Annotated in this window: 23 protein-coding genes; 15 read left to right on the forward strand and 8 right to left on the reverse strand. The window is 68.0% G+C overall.

The window, feature by feature from the left end:
* Nucleotides 1-41: 41 nt before the first annotated feature.
* From LZ005_RS08030 to LZ005_RS08045, 4 genes are all read right to left on the reverse strand, one after another.
* Complete coding sequence (locus LZ005_RS08030; RefSeq protein ID WP_237806472.1) at nt 42-1,067, reverse strand: hypothetical protein; 1,026 nt, start codon at nt 1,065-1,067, stop codon at nt 42-44.
* A 61-nt stretch (nt 1,068-1,128) separates the two neighbouring features.
* A complete protein-coding gene (locus tag LZ005_RS08035) occupies nt 1,129-2,298 on the reverse strand; it encodes a GGDEF domain-containing protein (RefSeq protein ID WP_237806474.1) in 1,170 nt (389 codons plus the stop codon).
* Between the two features lie 15 nt (nt 2,299-2,313).
* Nucleotides 2,314-2,589, reverse strand: coding sequence for a hypothetical protein (locus tag LZ005_RS08040; RefSeq protein ID WP_237806476.1), 276 nt, complete (start codon nt 2,587-2,589; stop codon nt 2,314-2,316).
* 84 nt (nt 2,590-2,673) lie between these two features.
* On the reverse strand, nt 2,674-3,042 hold the full coding sequence (locus LZ005_RS08045) for a VOC family protein (protein WP_237806478.1): 369 nt from the start codon (nt 3,040-3,042) through the stop codon (nt 2,674-2,676).
* A gap of 44 nt (nt 3,043-3,086) precedes the next feature.
* Between LZ005_RS08045 and LZ005_RS08050 the strand changes: the two genes are divergently transcribed.
* On the forward strand, nt 3,087-3,905 hold the full coding sequence (locus LZ005_RS08050; protein WP_237806481.1) for a transferase spermidine synthase: 819 nt from the start codon (nt 3,087-3,089) through the stop codon (nt 3,903-3,905).
* Nucleotides 3,906-4,174: 269 nt separating this feature from the next.
* Nucleotides 4,175-4,465: a hypothetical protein gene (locus tag LZ005_RS08055; protein WP_237806483.1), complete on the forward strand. Its 291-nt coding sequence runs from the start codon at nt 4,175-4,177 to the stop codon at nt 4,463-4,465.
* On the opposite strand, the gene LZ005_RS08060 is transcribed toward LZ005_RS08055, so the two are convergent.
* Nucleotides 4,459-4,644 carry a hypothetical protein gene (locus LZ005_RS08060; RefSeq protein ID WP_237806485.1) on the reverse strand — a complete coding sequence of 62 codons (186 nt, stop codon included), beginning with the start codon at nt 4,642-4,644 and terminating at the stop codon, nt 4,459-4,461. The genes LZ005_RS08055 and LZ005_RS08060 overlap by 7 nt on opposite strands.
* A gap of 340 nt (nt 4,645-4,984) precedes the next feature.
* Here LZ005_RS08060 and LZ005_RS08065 point away from each other — a divergent pair, with 340 nt between their 5' ends.
* Entirely contained in the window at nt 4,985-5,863 is an 879-nt protein-coding gene (locus tag LZ005_RS08065) for an alpha/beta hydrolase (RefSeq protein WP_237806487.1), read from the forward strand.
* On the opposite strand, the gene LZ005_RS08070 is transcribed toward LZ005_RS08065, so the two are convergent.
* Together LZ005_RS08070 and LZ005_RS08075 are read right to left on the reverse strand one after the other, a co-directional pair.
* A complete protein-coding gene (locus LZ005_RS08070) occupies nt 5,860-6,147 on the reverse strand; it encodes a 2Fe-2S iron-sulfur cluster-binding protein (RefSeq protein WP_237806489.1) in 288 nt (95 codons plus the stop codon). The genes LZ005_RS08065 and LZ005_RS08070 overlap by 4 nt on opposite strands.
* Before the next feature lie 82 nt (nt 6,148-6,229).
* Nucleotides 6,230-6,514, reverse strand: a complete 285-nt coding sequence (locus tag LZ005_RS08075; protein WP_237806491.1) for an HU family DNA-binding protein — start codon at nt 6,512-6,514, stop codon at nt 6,230-6,232.
* A 277-nt stretch (nt 6,515-6,791) separates the two neighbouring features.
* Between LZ005_RS08075 and LZ005_RS08080 the strand changes: the two genes are divergently transcribed.
* From LZ005_RS08080 to LZ005_RS21770, 12 genes are read left to right on the forward strand one after another with little or no spacing between them, the layout of a single operon-like run.
* The gene (locus LZ005_RS08080; RefSeq protein WP_373889311.1) at nt 6,792-8,009 is read left to right on the forward strand and encodes a UDP-N-acetylglucosamine 4,6-dehydratase family protein; all 1,218 of its coding nucleotides are present in this window, start codon (nt 6,792-6,794) and stop codon (nt 8,007-8,009) included.
* Nucleotides 7,985-9,046: a Gfo/Idh/MocA family protein gene (locus LZ005_RS08085; RefSeq protein WP_237806493.1), complete on the forward strand. Its 1,062-nt coding sequence runs from the start codon at nt 7,985-7,987 to the stop codon at nt 9,044-9,046. Before LZ005_RS08080 ends, LZ005_RS08085 begins: the two co-directional genes overlap by 25 nt.
* 1 nt (nt 9,047) lies before the next feature.
* The gene (locus tag LZ005_RS08090; RefSeq protein ID WP_237806495.1) at nt 9,048-9,644 is read left to right on the forward strand and encodes an acyltransferase; all 597 of its coding nucleotides are present in this window, start codon (nt 9,048-9,050) and stop codon (nt 9,642-9,644) included.
* Entirely contained in the window at nt 9,631-10,746 is a 1,116-nt protein-coding gene (locus LZ005_RS08095) for a DegT/DnrJ/EryC1/StrS aminotransferase family protein (RefSeq protein ID WP_237806497.1), read from the forward strand. The genes LZ005_RS08090 and LZ005_RS08095 overlap by 14 nt, the downstream gene beginning before the upstream one ends.
* A 7-nt stretch (nt 10,747-10,753) precedes the next feature.
* Entirely contained in the window at nt 10,754-11,998 is a 1,245-nt protein-coding gene (locus tag LZ005_RS08100) for an oligosaccharide flippase family protein (RefSeq protein WP_237806499.1), read from the forward strand.
* Nucleotides 11,995-13,188, forward strand: coding sequence for a hypothetical protein (locus LZ005_RS08105; RefSeq protein WP_237806501.1), 1,194 nt, complete (start codon nt 11,995-11,997; stop codon nt 13,186-13,188). The genes LZ005_RS08100 and LZ005_RS08105 overlap by 4 nt, the downstream gene beginning before the upstream one ends.
* Nucleotides 13,181-14,296 (forward strand): glycosyltransferase family 4 protein, encoded by a 1,116-nt coding sequence (locus LZ005_RS08110; protein ID WP_237806503.1) that lies wholly within the window; start codon nt 13,181-13,183, stop codon nt 14,294-14,296. Before LZ005_RS08105 ends, LZ005_RS08110 begins: the two co-directional genes overlap by 8 nt.
* The gene (locus LZ005_RS08115) at nt 14,281-14,976 is read left to right on the forward strand and encodes a hypothetical protein (protein ID WP_237806505.1); all 696 of its coding nucleotides are present in this window, start codon (nt 14,281-14,283) and stop codon (nt 14,974-14,976) included. Before LZ005_RS08110 ends, LZ005_RS08115 begins: the two co-directional genes overlap by 16 nt.
* Complete coding sequence (locus tag LZ005_RS08120) at nt 14,973-15,746, forward strand: hypothetical protein (RefSeq protein WP_237806506.1); 774 nt, start codon at nt 14,973-14,975, stop codon at nt 15,744-15,746. Before LZ005_RS08115 ends, LZ005_RS08120 begins: the two co-directional genes overlap by 4 nt.
* A gap of 10 nt (nt 15,747-15,756) precedes the next feature.
* Nucleotides 15,757-16,998 (forward strand): glycosyltransferase family 4 protein, encoded by a 1,242-nt coding sequence (locus LZ005_RS08125; RefSeq protein ID WP_237806508.1) that lies wholly within the window; start codon nt 15,757-15,759, stop codon nt 16,996-16,998.
* A complete protein-coding gene (locus LZ005_RS08130) occupies nt 16,995-18,149 on the forward strand; it encodes a DegT/DnrJ/EryC1/StrS aminotransferase family protein (protein WP_237806510.1) in 1,155 nt (384 codons plus the stop codon). The genes LZ005_RS08125 and LZ005_RS08130 overlap by 4 nt, the downstream gene beginning before the upstream one ends.
* Nucleotides 18,143-19,792 (forward strand): sugar transferase, encoded by a 1,650-nt coding sequence (locus LZ005_RS21770; protein WP_307727782.1) that lies wholly within the window; start codon nt 18,143-18,145, stop codon nt 19,790-19,792. Before LZ005_RS08130 ends, LZ005_RS21770 begins: the two co-directional genes overlap by 7 nt.
* On the opposite strand, the gene LZ005_RS08145 is transcribed toward LZ005_RS21770, so the two are convergent.
* Nucleotides 19,789-22,050: a DUF1565 domain-containing protein gene (locus LZ005_RS08145; RefSeq protein ID WP_237806512.1), complete on the reverse strand. Its 2,262-nt coding sequence runs from the start codon at nt 22,048-22,050 to the stop codon at nt 19,789-19,791. The two genes, LZ005_RS21770 and LZ005_RS08145, sit on opposite strands and share 4 nt — an antisense overlap.
* Between the last annotated feature and the right edge of the window lie 4 nt (nt 22,051-22,054).

Consider the following 22,054-nt stretch of genomic DNA (forward strand, 5'->3'; position numbering starts at 1 on the left):
CAAAACCCTAGTTTTTTCTTGGCGCGGGCGCAACAACCGGTTTAAGCCTCGTCCCACCACTCCTGCTCGGCCTGCAGCCAGTAGGCCACGGCCGGGTGCTCCGCGGCGTCCGGACAGAAGCGCCCGGCCAGCTTGCGCAGCAGGATGGCATTGTGCGGGCGGCCCGCCAGGCGCTGGTGCAGATCCCACAGCACGCCCATGCGCAGGCCGGCTTCGGTCTGGGTCATCTGTTCGAGCTGCAGCTCCTGCATCAGGGCCAGCGCGATGGCCAGGCCGCCGACCAAGGTCAGCAGCCGGTCGCTGCGGATGCCGGCCAGTTCCAGGCCGCCGCTGCGCACGGCGCCCAGGCTGCCCAGCGCCAGGATGCGTTCCTTCAGCGCCCACAGATTGGCGCGGCTGAGGCGGCCGTCGCCGATGCCATTGGCCGCCACCAGGCGCGCCAGCGCACGCAAGGTGCCGGAGGCGCCATAGGCGGCCACGCCGGGCGCGCCGGCGGCGCCGGCGAACTGGTTGGCGGCGGAGGCGATGGCGGCATCGAAACCGGCGCGGTCGAAGCGGCCATCGCCGAAGAAGCTCAGCGCATGGCGCACCGTGCCGACCGGGTAGGCCTCGGCGCGCTCGACGGCGCTGCCGTGGCCGACGATCAGCTCGGTGGCGCCGCCGCCGATGTCGAGCACCATGCGGCGCTCGCCCGGGCGCGCCAGAATCTGGGCCACGCCCATATAGATCAGACGGCCCTCCTCCTGCACCGGCAGGACCTCGATGCGCTGGCCGAGCGCGGCGCCGGCCTCGTCGAGGAAGCTTTCACGCGGATGCAGGGCGCGCAGGCTGGCGCCGCCGACGGCGCGCGCGCCCTGCAGCGGCCAGGCGGCCAGGGTGGTGCGAAAGCCGCCCAGGATGGCGAGGGCGGCGGCGCGCGTGTGCGGGTCGAGCAGGCCCTGGCCATCGAGGCCGGCGGCCAGGCGCAGCGGCGCGCGCTGGGTGTGGGCGATGCGCAGGGTGGCGCCGTCGAATTCGGCAATGTGCAGGCGCAGGCTATTGGCGCCCAGGTCGATGGCGGCGAACATCTGATCTCATCTCAATCTCCGGGACTGCGATGATGGCGCGCCGATGTGACGCGCTGATGACTCAGGCCGCGCCGATCGGGGCCGGTTCGCTGGCCGCCACCACGGCATTGCGGCCCGCGGCCTTGGCCGTGCGCAGGGCTTCGTCGGCGCGCTTGAACAGGCTGACGGTGGAATCGTCGGGGCGGATCGTGGTCACGCCGAGCGAAGCCGTCACCTGGATCAGGGCGCGCTCGGTCTTGACCGGCTGGGCGGCGATGGCGGCGCGCACGCGCTCGGCCACCAGCACCGCCTCGGCCAGGCCGGTGCGCGGCAGCAGAATCGCGAATTCGACGCCGGTCAGGCGGCCCAGCTGGTCGGAGTCGCGCAGCTGGCGGCGCAGCACATCGGCCATGGCGCGCAGCACGACGTCGCCAGCGGCCAGGCCGTAGCCGTCATTGATGCGTTTGAACTGGTCGAGGTCGAGCACGATCAGGGCGGTCGGCAGGCCGGGCCGGCGCGCGAGGGCCAGCCAGGGGCCCAGGGCCTGGAAGAAGCCGCGCCGGTTCGGCACCTCGGTCTGCGGATCGAGCACGGCCAGGCGGGCCAGTTCGGCCTGCAGCTGCTCCTGCGCGAGCAGCATGGCGCCCCCGCCTGACAGCAGCAGCAACAGATACAGCGCGCAGAAATAGATGCCGAGCATGGCCGGGGCGCTCAGCCAGCCGAAGCCTTCCGGCGCCAGCAGCGCCTGGGCGCCGCGCGCCAGCAGCAGCAGGCAGCACAGGCCGATGGCCACGGCCAGAAACTGGCGCAGCAGGCTGGCTTCGCGCCAGCGGCGCGCCAGCGCGGCCGCGCACAGGCCATACGCGGCGCTGAGGATCAGGGCGCTGCTGAGGGCGCGCACGGCGCTGTCGTCGGCCCAGAAGCTGGCGTAATACAGCGCGGTCGCGGCGCCGGTGGCGAGCGCCAGCGGGCGCCGCCAGCGCGTGCGGCCCGCGGCTTCCCAGTGGGCGCCGGCCTCGCAGGCCAGGCCGGCGAACAGCAGCGGATAGCCAAACACGAAGGCCAGACTGTCGCCAAGCAGGCCGCCGGCGCGCAGGGCCAGCAGCAGCCAGGCCACGGCCTGCAGCGGCTTGGCCAGCAGCCAGGCGGCGCGCAGTCCAGCCTGACGGGTCGGGGCGGGGCCGAAAAACAGCAGCGCGCACAGGGCCAGATTGCCCAGCGCGAGCGCAAACAACAGGGTTTTGATATCCATCGGGGCCGCGCGGGCTCAGACCTCGTGTTCGACGTTGGTGGTGCCGTCGCCGATCTTGCTGGCCCAGGCGCGCACAAAATACTGCTTCTCCTCGTCGGTCGGCGGCTCGTGCCAGAACACGATCAGCGTGCCTTTGTGGTCGTGCAACTGCGTGACCTTTTCGATCAGCATGATGTCGCCCGCCAGATCGGCCAGGGCCGCCACGTAGCCGTAGACGCGCAGCAGACGTTCGATGCGGTCCGGTTCGGTCAGACTATTGGTTGCAGTGATGGTCGGGTGGTCTAAAAACATGGCCTCTCCATTGGCTTGCAGGAATGCAAACCAGCTTGGTGACAATGTAACGCCATTTCAGGTGGCCGGCAATGTCTTGCGTGCTTATCCCATGCAGAAGGCATTGAGTTTGTTGCCATCGAGGTCGCGGAAATAGGCCGCGTAGAAACCGCCGCCGCGCGGGCCCGGTGCGCCCTCGTCCGTGGCGCCGAGCGCGATCGCCTTGGCATAGAAGGCGTCGACCTTGGCCGGCGAATCCATCACGAAGGCCGTCATGTCGCCATTGCCGATGGTGGCCGGTTGGCCGTCGAAGGGAATGATGACGCCGAACGAGGGCTGGGTCGGGCTGACCGTCCAGGCGACGAAGCGCTCGCTTTCGAGGAAACGCTTGGCGTTGATGGAGCCAAGCAGGGCATCGTAGAATGCCGCAGCGCGCTGGATGTCGTTGGTGCCGACGGTTACGTAGCCGATCATGGAAACCTCCTTTGTCATTTCGGAACTGAGCTTATCAGATATTTATGCTTAGCAACAAGCCAGCTTCCGGCAGCGCGCCCCAGGTGATCGACCGCGACGGCGTGCGCGTGCTCGAATTCGTGCGCGGCGGCGTGCAAAGCGCGATGGACCTGCGCGATCCGACCCGCCTGGTGCTGGCCTACACGCGCGCCATCATGCTGTTTGCCCTGTTCGTGCCGCGCCCGCGCCATCTGCTGTTCGTCGGCCTCGGCGGCGGCTCCCTGGTCAAATTCTGCTACCGCCATTTTCCGGCGGCGCGCATCACGGTGCTGGAAAAGCGCGCCGACGTGATCGCCCTGCGCGCGCGCTTTCGCATCCCGCCCGACGACGCCCGCCTGCGGGTGCTGGAAGGCGATGCGACCGCGCTCATGGCCCAGTTCGTCGACGAGGTGGATGTGCTGGTGATCGATGGCTTCGACGAGCATGGGCTGGCGCTGCCGCTGTGCCATCCGCGCTTTTACGCCAACTGCGCGCGCGCCCTGCGCCATGGCGGCCTGCTGGTCAAGAACGTGTTCAGCTACGACCGCGCCTACCCGCTGGTGCTGGCGCGCCTGCAGCTGCAGTTTCTCGGACGGGTGTGCTGGTTCCGCCAGGTGGCCGGCAATAACGTGATTCTGTTCGCGCCCAAGCAGGACCCGAAACAGGCGCTCACGCGCGCCGCGCGCCTGACGCGCTGGTTCGGCTGGCGCCAGGGGCTGGGGATCGGCTGTCTGAATCGCTGGCTGGCGCGCGCCGTGGTGGCGCGCCTGGCGCGGCGCCGCTCAGTGGAGCAGGCGCAAGGCCATCCAGACCAGACCGGCACCGGCGAGGGCGCCCAGGGCTAGCAGTGCCTGCACGCGCTTGTCACTCAGGACCGAGTGGCGGCCGAGGCGGATTTTATTGTGCAGGGAAGTGCCCATGATTGTCTCCTTGAATCTACTCTTGCGGACTGCACTTTCATTATAGGAAGGCGGCGCGGCGCGACGTGTGACGGCCAACACAAAGGCCGGCTGATGTGGCCTCGCCGCAACAGCGTTGGCGCGGTGAATCGAACGCCGGGCGGCGGCGTGCGGCGCTAGCATGGTCCGGTTCCGATCCCGCACGGGAGTGCACGATGAATCCCTTTCCCGACCCGCAGAATGCGCCCGATCTGCTGCATGAGGCCGACATCGGCAGCGGCGAAAAAACCCCGGCCGAGCGCGACACCGACGCCATGATCCGCAGCATCCCGCCCCTGCCCGAGGCCGACGGCGCGGCCGAGGGCGAAGACGCTGCTCCGCCCAGCGAACTCGACGAAGACATCGCGGCCGCCACCCACCGCCACGAGCAGGAAGACTCGCTCGCGCGCGACGACCCGGACGACCAGCTCGACGCGCTCGATCCGGTCCCGCCCGAAGCTTACTGAGCGGCGCTGGCGGCCTGGCGCGCGCGCCGCGTTTTCTTGGCCTTGGCCTTGTGGCGCGCCTTGGGCGCCGGTTCGCCCTTGGCGACGGCCGGGCCCGGGTCGGGCGCGGCCGGCGGCACCGCATAGGCATTGGCCGTAATGGCCAGCAGGGAAGTCAACACCAGGCTCGACACCTTCATTGCAGCTCTCCTCAGTCATGGCGCCGCAGCGCCGGGGTGGACCGGCGCGCCCGGATGGGCGGCACCGGCGGAACCGGTTCTTCCACCGGTGCGTGGCTGGGCGGCGGCACATCGCCGGGCAGCGGCTCGCGCGGCGGGGTCGGCGCCGGCGTCGGTGGGATCTCGGGATCGGGCGTCTGGTGGGCCCGCACAAAAATTCCTGTTTGCATGGTTTGCCTCTCGGAAAAAGCATCGTAGCGAGCGCGCGGATGCCGCCATTAAGGCATATCAAATCCGGCGCTGGCTGTGCGCAAACGCACCAATTGGCGTATCGTGGCGCCTTTCAGTTCCGAGGATGACCATGCGCCCTGCCCTGCTTCTTGCCCTCGCTCTCAGCCTGCCCGCCGGCGCCGCGCCGCTGCGCCTGGCCGACTACCTGGCCCTGAGCGGCCCCGCCCCCCAGACCACGCTGCGCTACGGCAGCGCGCCCTCCCAATTCGTGGAAGTCTTCAAGCCCGAGGGCGCCGGCCCCTTCCCCGTGCTGCTGCTCGTGCACGGCGGCTGCTGGACCGAAAAATTCGGCGGCATCGTCCAGATGCGCAATCTGGTGCCGGACCTGCTGCGCGCCGGCGTGGCCGTGTGGAATGTCGAATACCGCCGCATCGATGAGGCCGGCGGCGGCTACCCGGGCACCTATCAGGATGTCGGCGCCGCCTTCGACCTGCTGCGCCAGGCGGGACCGGGCCTGGGCCTGGACCCGCAACGGGTGGTGGCGATGGGCCATTCGGCCGGCGGTCAGCTGGTGCAATGGGCGGCCGGGCGCGCCCGGATTCCGGCCGGCAGCCCGCTGCAGGTGGCGGCGCCGCTGAGCGTGCCGACCGTCATCAGCCTGGGCGGCCTGGCCGACCTCGAACATGAAGCCGAAACCATCGCGCGCAGCTGCGGGCGCAGCACGGCGGACCTGGCCGGCACGCCCAGCGCGGCGCGGCCGAATGTGTTCGCCGATACGAATGCCGCCGCCCTGCATCCGAACGGCGCGCGCACCCTGCTGGTGACCGGGGAACTCGATACGATTTCGCCGCCGCGCCTGGCGACGGCCTATGCCGAGCGGGCGCGCGCGGCCGGCGACGTGGCCGAGGTCCACCTGCTGCCGCAGGCCAGCCACTATGACGAGGTGGCGGCGCGTTCGCCCGCCTGGGCGATCACCCTGCCCCTGATTCTGCGCGCGCTCGGACGCTAAGGCGCGGCGGCGCGGCGCGCGTGGCTGACGGCCAACTCCAGGTCGGAACAGGCGTCGGCCACGCAGGGCAGCACCCAGCCAGCGCGTTTTTCTTCGAGCGACAGGCCGGGCCAATCGATGCGGTGGCGCGCGCTGCCGCTGAGCACCTGGGCCAGACAGGTGCGGCAGGTGCCGTTGCGGCAGGAACTGGGCAGGACGATGCCGGCCGCCTCGGCCGCTTCGAGCAGGCTCTGGCCCGGTGCGGCCACGAATTCCCAGCCATATTCAGCCAGTGCGATGCGCATTTTCTTTCGTCTCAAACGACAAAAAGCCCGTGCGGAGACGGGCTTTTTGCGCGGTGCTGCGGACGCGAGATCCGCGCGACCATTACTTCTTCTTCGGATTGACAGCTGCTTTCAGCGTCGCACCAGCCGTGAATTTCGGCGTTTTCGATGCAGCGATCTTGATCGCGGCGCCGGTGGCCGGGTTACGGCCTTTACGTGCAGCGCGCTTGGCCACCGAGAAGGTGCCGAAACCGGTGATACCCACGGTGTCACCCTTCTTCAGACGCTCGGTCACGATGGCGATGAAGGTGTTCACTGCATTGTTGGCAGCCGTTGCCGACATCTCAGTACGCTTGGCAAATTCAGCGACCAGTTCCCCTTTTTTCATACCGTAATCTCCTTGGTGTTTGAGTAAAGCGCGCAAAGATTAGCACACTCAAGCGCGAAGTGTAATCGAAAAATTGCCGCCGTTACAGGCTTTCTGCAATTTTGGACGGCCCGCACCACGCTGGTGCCTGCCTCCGTTCAATTTTTCGCGTTGGAATTTCTTCCAGTTTGTCAAGCGTTTCCGTCATTAAAGAGGGGGGGCAGCTTGAGGGTCCTCAAGCGCGCGGGCGCTGGCGACGCCGACAATCGGCTCATCGATTACCGCCGCCGTGACCGCCATGCCGTCTCTCCCCTTCCCTACACTGCTGCACCGGCTGAATCTGTCCGCCCGTGCGCCGGCCCGGCGTACGCGCCGGCGTGACCCCTACAGCATTCCGCCCGAGGCCCTGCTGGGCCGTGCGCCGGTGCCGCCCGATCCGCGCCTGTTCGCGCGCTGCGTCAGTGCGCGCCAGGTGCTCGTCACCGGGGCCGGCGGCTCGATCGGCAGCGAATTGTGCCGCCAGATCGCGGCGCTCAATCCGCGCGCCCTGCACCTGCTCGACCACAGCGAACTGGCCCTGTACACGGTGCGCCAGCAGCTGGCCAGCGCCTTTCCCGATCTGACGCTGCACGCGCATCTGGGCTCGGTCTGCCAAGGCCCGCTGGTGGCGCGCATCTTTGCCGAGGCCGGCATCGACACGGTCTACCACGCGGCCGCCTACAAGCACGTGGCCCTGGTCGAGTCGAATCCGGCCGAGGGCCTGCGCAACAATGTGCTGGGCGCCCAGGTGGTGGCCAGCGCGGCCGCCCGCCACGGCGTGCGCACCTGTGTGCTGGTATCGAGCGACAAGGCGGTGCGACCCAGTTCCGTCATGGGCGCCAGCAAGCGCATCTCGGAGCTGATCTTCCTCGCTGCCGCCCACCAGAGCCAGACCACCTTCAGCATCGTGCGCTTCGGGAACGTGCTCGAATCCTCGGGCTCGGTGGTGCCGCTGTTTCGCCAGCAGCTGGCGCGCGGCGGCCCCCTGACCGTCACCGATCCCGAGGTCACGCGCTACTTCATGCTGATTCCCGAAGCGGCCCAGCTGGTGATCCAGGCCGGCGCCATGGCCGAGGGCGGCGAGGTGTTCGTGCTCGACATGGGCGAGCCGGTGCGCATCGTCGATCTGGCGCGCCGCATGATCGCCCTGTGCGGGCTGCGCGAACGCACGCCCGAGCAGCCCGATGGCGACATCGCGATCCGCTTCATCGGCCTGGCCCCGGGCGAAAAACTGTATGAGGAGCTGCTCACCGCGAACGAGGCGGTGCCCAGTTCGCACCCGCGCATCCTGCGCGCGCGTGAACCGCAGCCGGCCGTACCCGCGCTGGAGGCGGCCATCGCGCGCCTGCTGGCGGCCTGCGACAGCAATGAGGCCTGGCGCATCGCCCAGCTGATGCGCGGCCTGGTCGGCGATTTCCCCGCTTTCGCAACCCGTTCCGAGGAGGTGTCCGCATGCGTACCTATCCTGCGCCCATAAGCGACCGTCCGCTGCGCTTTGCCCTGGTGGGCTGCGGGCGCATCGCCCAGAACCACATCGCCGCCCTGCGCGAGCACGCCGCCCGCTGCCAGCTGGTGGCCGTGTGCGACATCGATGCCGCTGCGCGCGAACGGGCGGCCGCCGCCAGCGGCGCCAGCGCCTACCGCGACCTGAGCACGATGCTGGCGCGCGCCGAGGCCGACGCCGTGATCATCGCCACGCCCTCCGGCCTGCACCCGTCCCAGGTGATCGAAGTGGCCCAGGCGGGCCGCCACGTGATCACCGAAAAGCCGATGGCCACGCGCTGGGAGGACGGCAAGCGCATGGTGGCGGCCTGCGACGCGGCCGGGGTGCGCCTGTTCGTGGTCAAGCAGAACCGGCGCAATGCCACGCTCCAGCTGCTCAAGCAGGCCGTGGCGCGCAAGCGTTTCGGGCGCATCTACATGGTCAACCTGAACGTGTTCTGGAGCCGGCCGCAAAGCTATTACGACAGCGCGCCCTGGCGCGGCACCTGGGAGTTCGACGGCGGCGCCCTGATGAACCAGGCCAGCCACTACGTCGACCTGCTCGACTGGATCATCGGCCCGGTCGAAAGCCTGCATGCCTACACGGCCACGCTGGCGCGCGATATCGAGGTCGAGGACACCGGCGTGATCAGCCTGCGCTGGCGTAACGGCGCGCTCGGCACGATGAATGTGACGATGCTCGCCTATCCGCACAACCTGGAAGGCTCGATCACCGTGCTGGGCGAGAAAGGCACGGCGCGCATCGGCGGCGTGGCTGTCAACACCATCGAACGCTGGGAGTTCGCCGAGCCCGAGCCCGAGGACGCGCAGGTGGCCCAGGCCAGCTATGCCACCACGTCCGTGTACGGCTTCGGCCATCCGCTCTATTACGACAACGTGATCCGCGTGCTGCGCGGCGAGGCCGAACCCGAGACCGACGGGCGCGAAGGCCTGAAGTCGCTCGAAATCCTGATTGCCACCTACCTGTCGGCGCGCGACGGCCGGCGCGTGGCCCTGCCGCTGGAACACTGATATGCGCGACCTCATCCACCCCAGCGCCATCGTCGACGACGGCGCCGAGATCGGCACCGGCACGCGCATCTGGCACTTCAGCCATGTGTGCGCGGGCGCGCGCATCGGCGAGGCCTGTTCGCTCGGCCAGAACGTGTATGTCGGCCAGGCCGTCGTGATCGGCAACCGCGTCAAGGTGCAGAACAATGTCTCGCTGTACGACGCCGTGACGCTTGAAGACGAGGTGTTCTGCGGGCCGAGCATGGTGTTCACCAATGTGCACAACCCGCGCGCGGGCTGGGAGCGCAAGGACCAGTACCGCCCGACCCTGGTGCGCCAGGGCGCCAGTATCGGCGCCAACGCCACCATCGTGTGCGGCGTGACGATCGGCCGCTACGCCTTCATCGGCGCGGGCGCCGTGGTCACGCGCGACGTCCCCGATTTCGCCCTGATGGCGGGCGTGCCCGCGCGCCGCATCGGCTGGATCAGCCGCTATGGCGAACGTCTGAGCTTCGACCGCGAAGGCGTGGCGCGCTGCCGCCACACGGGCGAACGCTATCGCATCCAGGCTGGCCTGGTGCGCCTACTCACTGCCGGAGAAACGCATGGAATTCATTGATCTGAAAACCCAGTACCGCGCGCTGCGCACCCGTATCCACAGCCGCATCGACACGGTGCTCGAGCATGGCAAGTACATCCTGGGCCCGGAAGTGGCCGAACTCGAGGCCGCGCTGGCGGCCTACACGGGCGCGCGCCACTGCATCACGGTCGCTTCCGGCACCGAGGCCCTGATCATCAGCCTGCTGGCCCTGGGCCTGCAGCCGGGCGACGAGGTGATCACCACGCCCTTCACCTTCATCGCCACGGCCGAAGCGCTGGTGCTGCTGGGCGGGCGCCCGGTGTTCGCCGACGTGCTGCCCGATAGTGGCCTGATCGACCCGGAGCAGATCGAGGCGCGCATCACGCCGCGCACGCGCGCCATTCTGCCGGTGTCGCTGTATGGCCAGGTGGCCGATATGGACCGCATCAATGCGATCGCGGCGCGCCACGGTCTGGCCGTGATCGAGGACGGCGCACAGAGCTTCGGCGCCGAATGGCATCGGCAGAAGAGCTGCCATCTGTCGACGATCGGCTGCACCAGCTTCTTCCCCAGCAAACCTCTGGGCTGTTACGGCGACGGCGGCGCCATCTTCACCGACGACACGGCCCTGGCCACGGCGATGCAGGAACTGCGCATCCATGGCCAGGCGCGCCGCTACGTGCACACGCGCGTGGGCGTGGGCGGGCGCATGGACACGCTGCAGTGCGCGATCGTGCTGGCCAAGCTCGAAGCCTTCGACTGGGAGCTGGCGCAGCGGCGCCAGCTGGCCCAATGCTACGACCGCCTGTTTGCCAACCACGTGCGGACCGCGCGCGTGGCGCCCCATGCGAGCAGCACCTATGCGCAGTACACGGTGCTGCTGGAGGAGCGCGACCGGGTGCAGGCGACGCTGACGGCGGCCGGCATCCCGACCGCCATCCACTACCCGCTGCCGATCAACCAGCAGCCGGCTTACGCCCACTTCGACCGGCACGACTGTCCGGTGGCGGCGCGCCTGGCCGAGCAGGTGCTGAGCCTGCCGATGAGCCCCTATCTGTCGCGCGCCGACGTCAACCGTGTAGCCAATGCGGTGCTGCAGGCGGTGGCCGCGCGTCCGGCGCGCGCCGCCCAGACGGTGTGAGGTGCCGATGCCGCACTTCTGGCGCCAGGTTCTGACTGTGCTCGGCGGTTCGCTGGCCGCGCAGGCGCTGCCCCTGCTGGCCGCACCGCTGATCACGCGTCTGTGCTCGCCGCAGGCGCTGGGCGCGTTCGGCCTGTGGTTCGGCCTGGCCAGCGTGTGCGCCATCGGCGCCACGCTGCGGCTGGAAGCGGCCCTGATCCTCGACCATGAGCGCGAACAGCAGCGCATCGGCCTGTCCGTCATTCTGACCAGCGCCACCGCAGTCGCGCTGGCCGTGACCGCCGTGGCCCTGGCCGGACGGGCGCTGTTGTGGCCCGTGTTCGGCCATCTGAGCTGGCCGGCGGCGGCCAGCATCGGCCTGGCGGCCTGGATGATCGCCTGCACCCAGGGCATGATGGCTTTCGCCACCTCGCACGGCGCCTATGCGCGCGCGGCGCGCGTCAAGATCTGGACGGCCGGCGCCGTCACGGTCAGCCAGATCGTGCTGCTGGTGCTGGGCGCCGACGGCCTGGGCCTGGTGCTGGGCCAGCTGGCTGGCCTGGCGGTCGGGCTGGTGGCGGCGGCCGTGCTGCTGCACCCGCCGCTGCCCCATCCGCGCCTGTTGTTCGGCCCCGAGCAGCGCCGCTATCTGGCGCGGCACCGCAATTTCTGGCGCTATTCGCTACCGGCCGGCCTGCTCAATGCCTCGGTCGGGCCGCTGCCGCTGATGCTGATCGGGGTGCAGCACGGCGCCCAGGCCGTGGGCCTGTATGCGCTCACCCAGCGCGTCGTGTCGGCGCCGGTGTCGCTGGTGGCGGCCTCGGTGCTGGAAGTCTTCAAGCGCCAGTCGGTGCAGGAATTTCAGCGCCTCGGCCATTGCAGCAGCGCCTATCTGCATACCTTCCGTTCGCTGGTGCTGCTCGGCGCCCTGCCCGCCCTGGTGCTGTTCGTCGCCGCGCCTGAGCTGTTTGCCTGGGTGTTCGGGGCGCGCTGGCGCGAGTCCGGCACGCTGGCCAGCATCCTGGCGCCGCTGTGCTTCCTGAATTTTGTCGCCGGGCCGCTCAGCTATGTGTTCTTCGTCGCCGGCAAGCAGCGCATCGAATTGTTCTGGCAGATGAGTCTGGTCACGATGACGATCGCCGCCTACAGCGCCCCGCTCAGCCTGCATCAGAACGTGCTCGCCTATTGCGTCGGCTACTGCTGCATGTATCTGATCTACATGAGTTTGTCCTACCGCTTTTCGCTTGGCAGCGGCAAGGCGGTGACGCCATGAACAGCCTGCCCCTGTCCCTGCCCGTGGCGCGCACGGGTGCTGGCACCGGCTGGGCGGTGCTGGCCTACTTCCTGCTGTTCCCGGGCTTTTTCGCCTATCACAGCCTGCTGGGCCTGGGCCAGATCCGCGCCTTCCTGGGCGGCTATTTCGCGCCCATCGCGTTTGTGTTCGCGCCCGGCCTGCTGGCCATCTACCTGCACCGTCTGCGCCGCGGCGACGAGCGCTTCACCACGGCCGATGCCGGCTTCTGGGCCTTCCAGCTGTTCTTCAGCCTGGTGGTGTGCGTGCAGACCCTGGCTGACGCCAATCCGGGCGTGCTGGCCAACCACAGCTTTGCCCTCGTCTACCTGCTCGACACCTTCATCATCTTCAAGTGCCTGGACCTGCGCAGCGACAGTCTGCGCCGCTGGAACCTGCTGGCCGTGATGGCGATGTCGGCCACGGTATTTGCGTTTGCTGTCGATGGCGTGTTCTACCTGGGCGCGCTCGGCGCCGCCAAAGACCCGGAGGCCGTCGCCACCTATCAGGGCTTTTCGCGCTCCTATCTGGCGGCCATCACGGTGGCGATTGCGGCGGCGCGCTCCCTGCCCGAGCGCTGGCTGCTGTATGCGATCGGTCTGCCCAGTCTGTATCTGAACGCGGCGCGCAGCGAGTTCGTCGCCCTGATCGTGCTGCTGCCGCTGGTGGAACTGGCGCTGGCGCGCCATAAGCTGGCCCTGCTGGCCTGCATGAGCGCAGCCGCGCTGCTGCTGTGGTCGCAACGCGAGGATCTGCTGGCCCTGCTGCCGCAGAACCGCATGCTGGAGCTGCTCGATCTGTCCCAGTCGACCTCGGCCAATCTGCGCCACCAGCTGGCCGAACAGGCGTGGCAGACCATCCGCGCCCATCCGTGGCTGGGCGACTATGGCAGCTACCAGGTCGGCTATTACGCCCACAACATCTATTCGGCCTGGGTCGATCTCGGCCTGTTCGGCTTTGTCTTCCTGCTGCTGCTGATCGCCCTGCCCGCCCTACATGCGGGCGCCGCCCTGCATCTCGGACGGCGGCGGTCACCCTTCCTGCTGCAGGCCTGGGCCTTCCTGGCCTCGACCCTGCTCCTGCTGTTTACCAGTCACTACTTCGCCGACATGCTGATCGGCGTCAGTCTGGGCGCCTATGCGCGCGCGCTGATGGAGGATACCCATGGCTAGGATCGTGCACCTGAGTTCGGCCCATCCGCGCTTCGACAGTCGGATCTTTGGCAAGCAATGCCGCACGCTCGCGCGCGCCGGCCATGAGGTCAGCCTGGTGGTGGCCGATGGCCGCGGCGACGCCGAGCACGAGGGCGTGTGGATCCGCGATGCGGGCGCCGCCGGCGGCCGCTGGGACCGGATGCGGCGCGCCACACAGGAGGTGGCGCGGCGCGCGCTGGCGCTCGACGGCGCGCTGTATCACCTGCACGATCCGGAGCTGCTGCCGGTGGCGCTGCAACTGCGCCGCGCCGGGCGGACCGTGATTTTCGATGCCCACGAGGACCTGCCGCTGCAGTTGCTGGGCAAACCGTATCTGGGCCCGGTGACGCGGCGCGTGGGCGCACGCGCCGCCGCCGTGGCCGAACGTTATATCGCGCGCCGGCTGTCGGGCGTGGTGGCGGCCACGCCGATTATCCGCGACAAATTTCTGACCGTGCAGCCGCGCACGATCGACGTCAATAATTTCCCCGATCCCGAGGAATTCACGCGCGATACGCCGTGGCCGGACAAGCCGCCCCAGGTCTGCTACGCGGGCAGCATCAGCAGCATCCGCGGCGCGCGCGAGATGCTGCGCGCCTGCGACTACCTGCGTTCGGCCGCCACGCTGGTCTTGGCCGGCCCGCTGTCGGAAGCGCCGCTGGCGGCGCAGCTGGTGTCGCCGCGCCTGCGCACCCTGGGCGTGCTCGATCAGGCGGGCGTGGCGCGGCTGCTCGGCCAATCGCGCGCGGGCCTGGTCACCCTGCACCCGTATCAGCATTTTCAGGAAGCCCAGCCGATCAAGCTGTTCGAGTACATGGCGGCCGGCATTCCTGTCATCGCTTCGGACTTTCCGCGCTGGCGCAGCCTGGTCGAGGGCCACCAGTGCGGATTGCTGGTCGACCCGCGCGACCCGCGCGCGATTGCGGCCGCCATCGACTACCTGGTCGAGCATCCGGCCGTGGCGCGGCGCATGGGCGAGAACGGCCGCGCCGCCGTGTGCCAGCACTATGCCTGGGACGGCGAGGCGCGCAAATTGCTCGATTTTTATTCCACCCTGCTCGAGGAGGCGCCATGCTGGCACGCCTGACCCATTGGTATCACACCGCCCAGACCGTCATGCGCTTGCCGGTCGCGCAGCTGCATTTCGACAGCCGGCTCAATCCGCGCGAGGTGCCGATGACCTATCAGCGCTTCATGGCGCCGCATCCGCGCTACAAGATCATTCCACACAAGACCATCGGCGTGGCCCTGCTCGACCTGCGCGACCATGGCGACCCGGCGCGCTATCTGTCGTGGCTGAAGAAACGCTACAACAGCGTGGCGGCCGCGCGCAAGGCGCGGGGGCTGGGCTATGTCACCCAGCCGATCGACCGCAATGCCTATGTCGAGGACATCTTTGCGATCAACACTTCGCTCAACGAGCGCCAGGGGCGGCCCATGGCCGAACACTATCAGCGCAAAACCCAGCACTTCGAGGTGGAGCCGAACTTCCGCTATCTGGGCGTGCTCGATAGCGGGGGGCGCCTATCTGCCTACTGCAATATGGGCTTCTACGGCAATTTCGCCGCCTTCTCGCAGGTGATGGGCTACCGCAATAACGATGGCGCCATGCATCTGCTCATCATCGACGTGATCTGCCAGTTGCTGGAGGAAGGCCGCGTCGACTACCTGATGTACGACACCTATTTTGGCGCCCTGCCCGGCATGCAGCGCTTCAAGAGCATGTTCGGTTTCACTCCTTACCGTGTGCGTTACTCCCTATCATGAAAAGCCTCGTGCACCGGCTCTACAGCCATTACCTGATGCCCTCGCGTCTGCCGCTCTATGCCGAGCTGCTGACCCAGGCCCGCAAACACGGCTATCAACTGCTGACGGTAAAGGCGGCGGCTGCGCTGCAGCCCGATGCCCTGCCCGAGCGGATGATGGTGCTGCGGCACGACATCGATTCCGACCTGGACACGGCGCGCGCCTGGTTCCGCGAAGAGCAGCGTCAGGACGTGCGCGCGACCTATTATTTTCGTCTGTCGACGCTCGACCGCGGGCTGATGCGCGATCTGGCCGACTATGGCAGCGAAGTCGGCTATCACTACGAGGAGGTGGCCAGCTTCGCCAAGCGCGAACGGCTGCGCCGGCCGGAGCAGGTGCAGGCCAATCTGGAACGCATGGGCGCGGCGTTCGAGCAGCATCTGGGCCAGGTCGAGCATCTGGCCGGCTGCAAGGTGCATACGGTGGCCAGCCACGGCGACTTCGCCAATCGCAAGCTCGGCATCAGCAACACGGTGCTGTTGGCCGACGCCGCGCTGCGCCAGCGCTGCGGCATTGCCTGCGAGGCCTATGACGCCAGCTTCCTGGCGCGCTTCGATTGCTATATCAGCGATAAGCCGGCGCCGGTCTACTTCCATCCGCTGTCGCCCTTTGCCGCCATGGGCCGCCATGCGCGCATCTGCCTGCTCACCCATCCGGTGCAGTGGCGCGTGAACTGGGCGGAAAACCTGCGCCTGGACGTCGGGCGCGTGATGGAAGGCCTGCAGTGGTAGGCCAGGCACCATGCGTATCCTGCTCATCAATCATTACGCCGGTTCGCCGCGCCACGGCATGGAGTTCCGGCCCTACTACCTGGCGCGCGAATGGGTCGCGGCCGGGCACGAGGTGCATATCGTCGCCGCCGATCAGTCGCACCTGCGCCAGCGCGGGCCCTGCCTCGGCGGGCGCGACTGGCTCGATGAAGACATCGACGGCATCCACTACCGCTGGCTGGCGACGCCGCGCTATCAAGGCAATGGGCTGAGCCGGGCGCGCAATCTGGCGGCCTTCGTCCAGAGCCTGTGGCGGCTGGCGCCCGCATTGGCGCGCCAGTGGCGGCCGGAGGTGGTGATCGCCTCCAGCACCTACCCGGCCGATATCTGGCCGGCGCGCCGCATCGCGCGCCTGGCCGGTGCGCGCCTGGTGTTCGAGGTCCATGACCTGTGGCCGCTCAGTCCCATGGAACTGGGGCCGATGTCACGCTGGCACCCCTTCATCGTGCTGATGCAGGCGGCCGAGGACTACGCCTACCGCCATGCGGACCGGGTGGTGTCGATCCTGCCCAAGGTGGGGCCGCATATGGCGGCGCACGGGCTGGACCTGAGCAAGCTGCATATCGTGCCCAATGGCGTGGCGGTGGCCGAGTGGCGCGCCGGCGGCGCCAGTCTCAGTCCCGCTCTCGCCAGCCTGTTCGCCCAGTGGCGCGCCCAGGGCCGGCTGGTGGTCGGCTATGCGGGCAGCCACGGTCTGGCCAATGCCCTGCACATCCTGCTGCAGGCGGCCGATCTGCTGCGCGAACTGCCGCTGGTGTTCGTACTGGCCGGCCAGGGACCGGAGAAGGCGCAGCTGCGCGCGCTGGCCTCGGAACTGCAGCTGCGCCAGGTGCACTTTCTGGCGCCGCTGCCCAAGCCGCAGATGCCGGCCCTGCTGGCCCAATTCGATATCGCCTATCTGGGCTGGCGGCGCCAGTCGCTGTACCGCTTCGGCATCGCGCCCAACAAACTGGGCGACTACATGATGGCTGGATGCCCGATCGTGCATGCGGTCGATGCCGGCAACGACCCGGTGCGCGAGGCCGGCTGCGGCCTGTCGGTGCCGCCCGAAGACCCGGCCGCCCTGGCGCGCGCCCTGCGCTCGCTGGCTGCGATGGCGCCCGACGCGCGCCGCGCGCTGGGCCGGCGCGGACGCGAACACGCGCTGCGCCACCTCGACTACGCCGTACTGGCGTCCCGCTTTCTCAGTGCCTGTGTGGAGGAATCGCCATGAATCCAAGCTTTCTGCCATTCGCCCTGCCCGAGCTGGGCGAAGAAGAAGTCGATGAAGTGATTGCCTGCCTGCGCTCGGGCTGGATCACCACCGGCCCGCGCGCGCGCCGCTTCGAACAGGCCTTTGCCGATTACCTGGGCGGCGGCGTGCATGCGCTGGCCGTCAATTCCGCCACGGCGGGTCTGCATCTGGCGCTGGAGGCGCTCGGCATCGGCGCGGGCGACGAGGTGATTGTGCCGACCATGACCTTCACCGCCACGGCCGAAGTGGTGCGCTATCTGGGAGCCGATCCGGTCATCGTGGACGTCGACCCGGTCACGCTGAACCTCGATCCGCTGACGGTGGCACGCGCCGTGACACCTCGCACGCGCGCCATCATCCCCGTGCATTACGCGGGCCTGCCCTGCGCCATGGACGCGCTGTTCGAACTGGCCGAGGCGCATGGGCTGCGCGTGGTGGAGGACGCGGCGCATGCCTTCCCGACGCGCTACCGCGGACGCCTGGTGGGCACGCTGGACAGCGACGTGACGGTGTTTAGCTTCTATGCCAACAAGACCATCACCACGGGTGAAGGCGGCATGGTGGTCACGCGCGATCCGGCCATCGCCGAGCGCGTACGGGTGATGCGCCTGCACGGCATCAGCCAGGATGCATTCGAACGCTATACCGCGCAGCGGCCGTCCTGGCATTATCTGGTGGTGGCGCCCGGCTACAAATACAATCTGCCCGATCTGGCGGCGGCGGTCGGCCTGCAGCAGCTGCGCAAGATCGATCGCTTTCTCGTCCGCCGCCAAGCCCTGGCGCGCCGTTACGCCGAGGGGCTGCAATGCCTGCCGCTGCAGCTGCCGCTCGATGCGGCGGCCGACAGCCAGCATGCCTGGCATCTGTACCCGGTGCGCCTGACGCGCGAGGCGGCGATCACGCGCGATGGTCTGATCGAGAAGCTGGCCGAACGCGGCATCGGCACCAGCGTGCATTTCATTCCCCTGCATCGCCATCCGTACTGGCGCGACCACTATCAGTTGCGGCCCGAGCAATTTCCGCACGCGGAGGCGGCCTATCACCGCATGCTGAGTCTGCCACTGTACACGCGCATGAGCGATAGCGACCAGGACCGGGTGATTCAGGCCGTGCGGGAGCTGCTATGTTAGCCAAGCGCTGCTTCGACGTGGCGGCGGCCATGCTCGGTTTGCTTCTGTTGAGCCCGCTGCTGGGTCTGATTGGCTTGTCGATCCGGCTCGATTCCCCGGGGCCGGTGCTGTTTCGCCAGACGCGTATCGGCCGCCACGGCGTGCCTTTCACGATACTGAAATTTCGGACGATGCGGGCCGACGCGGCCCAGGCCTGTCAGCTGTCGGTGCGTGCCGATCCGCGCATCACACGGGCGGGCGCCCTGTTGCGCCGGACCAAGCTGGACGAGCTGCCGCAGCTGATCAATGTGCTGCGCGGCGAGATGAGCCTGGTCGGTCCGCGGCCCGAGGTGGCGCGCTATGTGGCCTGGTATCCGGAGGCCGTGCGCCAGACTGTGCTGTCGGTCACGCCCGGCATTACGGACTGGGCCGCGATCCGCTACCGCGACGAAAGCCGCCTGCTCGATGGCGCGCATGACCCCGAGCGCGTGTACCGCGACCAGATTCTGCCGGTCAAACTCGGCTATTACCTCGACTATGTGCGGACGCGCAGCTTCGGCCAGGACGTGCGGATTCTGCTGGCCACCGTGGGCGCCCTGCTGTGGCGCGAGGTGCCGGCCCTGCCCGCGCAGGCAGATTGGCGCACCAGCGTCATCGCCCTGCTGCGTGGCCTGGCGGCACTGGAAGTGGCGGCTGCCCATCTGCGCGCGGCGGTGTTTCCGGGCATGCGCTCGATTAGCGATCCGCCACTGTGGCTGCAGGCGCTGGCCTTTCTGACCGGCTTTGCGCATCAGGCCGTTGTGCTGTTTTTTGTGCTGTCCGGCTGGCTGGTGGGCGGCAGTCTGCTGGAGAAGTTCCGCCGGCCGCTGGCTTACGAGCACTATGCAATCGACCGCATCAGCCGGCTGTGGACAGTGCTGCTGCCATGTTTGCTGCTGAGCGCGGTGCTGGCCGGACAGCTGCCCGATTGGCCTGTCTTGCTCGGCAATCTGTTCGGATGGCAGACCCTGGTCGTGCCCGCATTCGGCGGCAATTTCCCGCTCTGGTCGCTCGTGAACGAAACGGCCTACTACGCGATGTTCCCGCTGCTGCTGGCGGCCGCGACGGCTACGAGCAGCGCGCGCCGCTGGCTGGCGGCGGGTCTCGTCTCGCTGTGGCTGGGCCTGGCGCCGGCCGCCCTGAGTCTGTATTTTCTGGTGTGGCTGATCGGAGCGGCCGCCTCGCGTCTGCGCTTGCCCGCCGCGGCGGGTCTGGCCGTGCCGGCCTGGCTCGGTTTTGCCGCCCTGGCCGCCTATCTGCGCCTGCGCGGCTGGAATGACGATCTCGACCTGCGCTCGATTGGGCAGGATCTGCTGTATGGCGCTATGTTTGGTCTGTGCCTGGCGTTGCTGCCGGGGGGCGCGCGGCGCGGCCTGACGCCGCGGCTGGCCGAGAGTGCGGCCGGTCTGGCCGCCTTCTCGTTCACGCTGTATGTGATGCACATGCCGCTGTTGTGGGCCTTGCAGCCGGCGCCACTCGATCCGTACGCGACGACCAGCCTGCTGCATTATCTGCAGTGGCTGGCCGCCATCGTGTTCGGATCATCGCTCTGCTACGCCGCCTTCGAGGCGCACACGGGAGCCGTGCGCGCCTGGCTCAAGCGGCGTCTGCTGCCCGAGGCTTAGCGGTACTGGTAGGCGCCGAGCCCGATCGGGGTGCGCTGGTAGCCGTCGATGTCGGTCGTCGGTGCCAGCGTGGTGCTGCCCGTGCCGATCGCGGGCGAGGTCGACTTCAGGTGGTAGTCGGCGCTGCCGGTGCGGCTGTAGGTGCTGAACTGGGGATCGGCACTGACCGTGCTCTTCGCGCTCAGACCGTTCCTCAGGCTCAGGTTGTAGCTGGCGTTCTGGTACACGAGGTTATTCGTGTAGACATTGTGGATGCCCGTCGTGCCCTGCTCCGAGATACCGTACTTGTTGTCGAAAACGATATTGTTGGTCACACGCACGTTGTCGGCGCCGCTGGTGTCGTAGTAGAAATCACCGCCGCCGACGATGATGCCGAAGGTCGAGCTGGTCACGGTGTTATTCGCGATCAGCACATCCGAGGCGTCGTGCCACAGGTGAATGGCCGCCTGGCCGACACGGTAGACCACGTTGTTCTGGATGCTGCCCGTGGTGCTCATGTAGATACCCTGAATGTAGGCGCAACCGGCGGTGCCGATATCGTGCACGGTGTTGTTGATCACGTCCGTGGCGACCCCATGGTAGTAGCTGTCGATGCCGATGGCCGAACCGCCGGCGCTCGTGCAGGCCACATTGGTGGCGATATGGTGCACGTGGTTGCCCTTGATCTTGCCGTAGGAACCACCCGTGTAGATGCCGTGCAGCCAGGGCGTGCCGCCCTGCGGGCTGGAGCCGTCGATGTCAAAGCCATTGATTTCGACATAGTTGCCGCGGTTGTCCCAGGCCGTGTCATTGCTCGAGCTGGCCGGCGGTACGATGCGCGCGCCCCACTTGGTGCTCGACACATAGTAGATGCGGGCCGTGGCGGTGCCGCTCGTGGTCGTCTTGAAACCACCGTAATAGGTGCCGGGCGCGACATGGACCGTGGTATCCGGCTTGGCCAGGGCGGCGGCGCGGGCAATGGTCTTCAGCGGCGCGCTGGCGGTGCCGGGGTTGCTGTCCGAACCCGTGGTGGCCACGTACAGGTGATAGGCGGTGACGGCGCTGAAGGCCGGTTCCGGCGGCTGGGCCGAGGCCACATACTGGTAGGCGCCGATATCGACGGTGGTGCTGGAACGGGTCACGCCGTCCAGGTCGGTGCTGGGCGCATCGGCGCTGTAGGCGCGGCCGATCGCGGCCGAGCCCGTGGCCAGATGATAGTCGCCGCCGCCGGTGCGCACATAATTGATGAAGCCGGGCGCCGCGCTGACCGTGGCGCTGGCCGTCAGACCGTTTTGGAGCTGGAAATCAAGCATCGCATTCTGGTTCATCAGGTTGTTGCGGTAGACATTGTGGGTGCCGGTGGCCCCACGCTCGACGACACCATAGCGGTTATCGACGATGATATTGTTAGACACCGTGGAGTAGTCGTTGGGTCCGCTGGTGCTGTAATAATCTCCGCTGCCGACCAGCACGCCGATATTGGCATTGAAGATCGTATTGTTGACGACCTTGGCGCGCGTGGCGTCGTGCCAGAGCTGCACGGCGGCGTCAGAGACTGCATAGATCAGGTTGTTCTTCACATCGCTGTCCGGGGTGCTGACATACATGCCGAACATCGTCTGGCAGCCAGCGACGCCAATATCGTGCACGAGGTTCGCATACACGTCGTTATTGGTGCCTTTGTAATAGCTGTCGGCGCCGATGCCGCCGCCCGACAGACAGCTGCCGCTGGCGCCGATGTGGTGCACGTGGTTATTCTTGATGACGTCGTTGCCGCCTCCCGTGTAGATGCCGGTCGACCAGGGCGTGCCGCTCTGGACGGCGCTGCCATCGACCTCGAAGCCGTCGATGTCCACATAGCTGCCGCGGTTGTCCCAGGCGGCGGCCGTGCTCGAATTGGCCGGCGGCACAATGCGCGCGCCCCACTTCTTGTCCGACACGAAGCGGATGCGGGCCGTGGCGGTGCCGCTGACCGTGGTCTGGAAGCCACCCGCATAGGTGCCTGCCGCCACGTGGATGGTGCTGCCCGGGCCGGCCAGCTGGGCGGCGCGGCTGATGGTTTTGAGCGGTGCGCTGGACGTACCGGCATTGGTGTCGGCGCCGCTCGTGCTCACATAAATGTCGGTCAGCGTGGCGCTGGTGCCGATGCTGGCGAATTGGGTCGGCGCCTGCGCGCTGCTGCCAGCTGCGCCATCGGCGCCGCCGCCACATGCACTGAGCAGGGAGCCCAGGGCGGCGGTGATCAAGAGGGACAGGGTCGAAGTGTTGCGGAGTTTCATCAGA

The sequence above is a fragment of the Massilia sp. TS11 genome, from assembly GCF_022012445.1.
Taxonomy (GTDB): domain Bacteria; phylum Pseudomonadota; class Gammaproteobacteria; order Burkholderiales; family Burkholderiaceae_D; genus Telluria.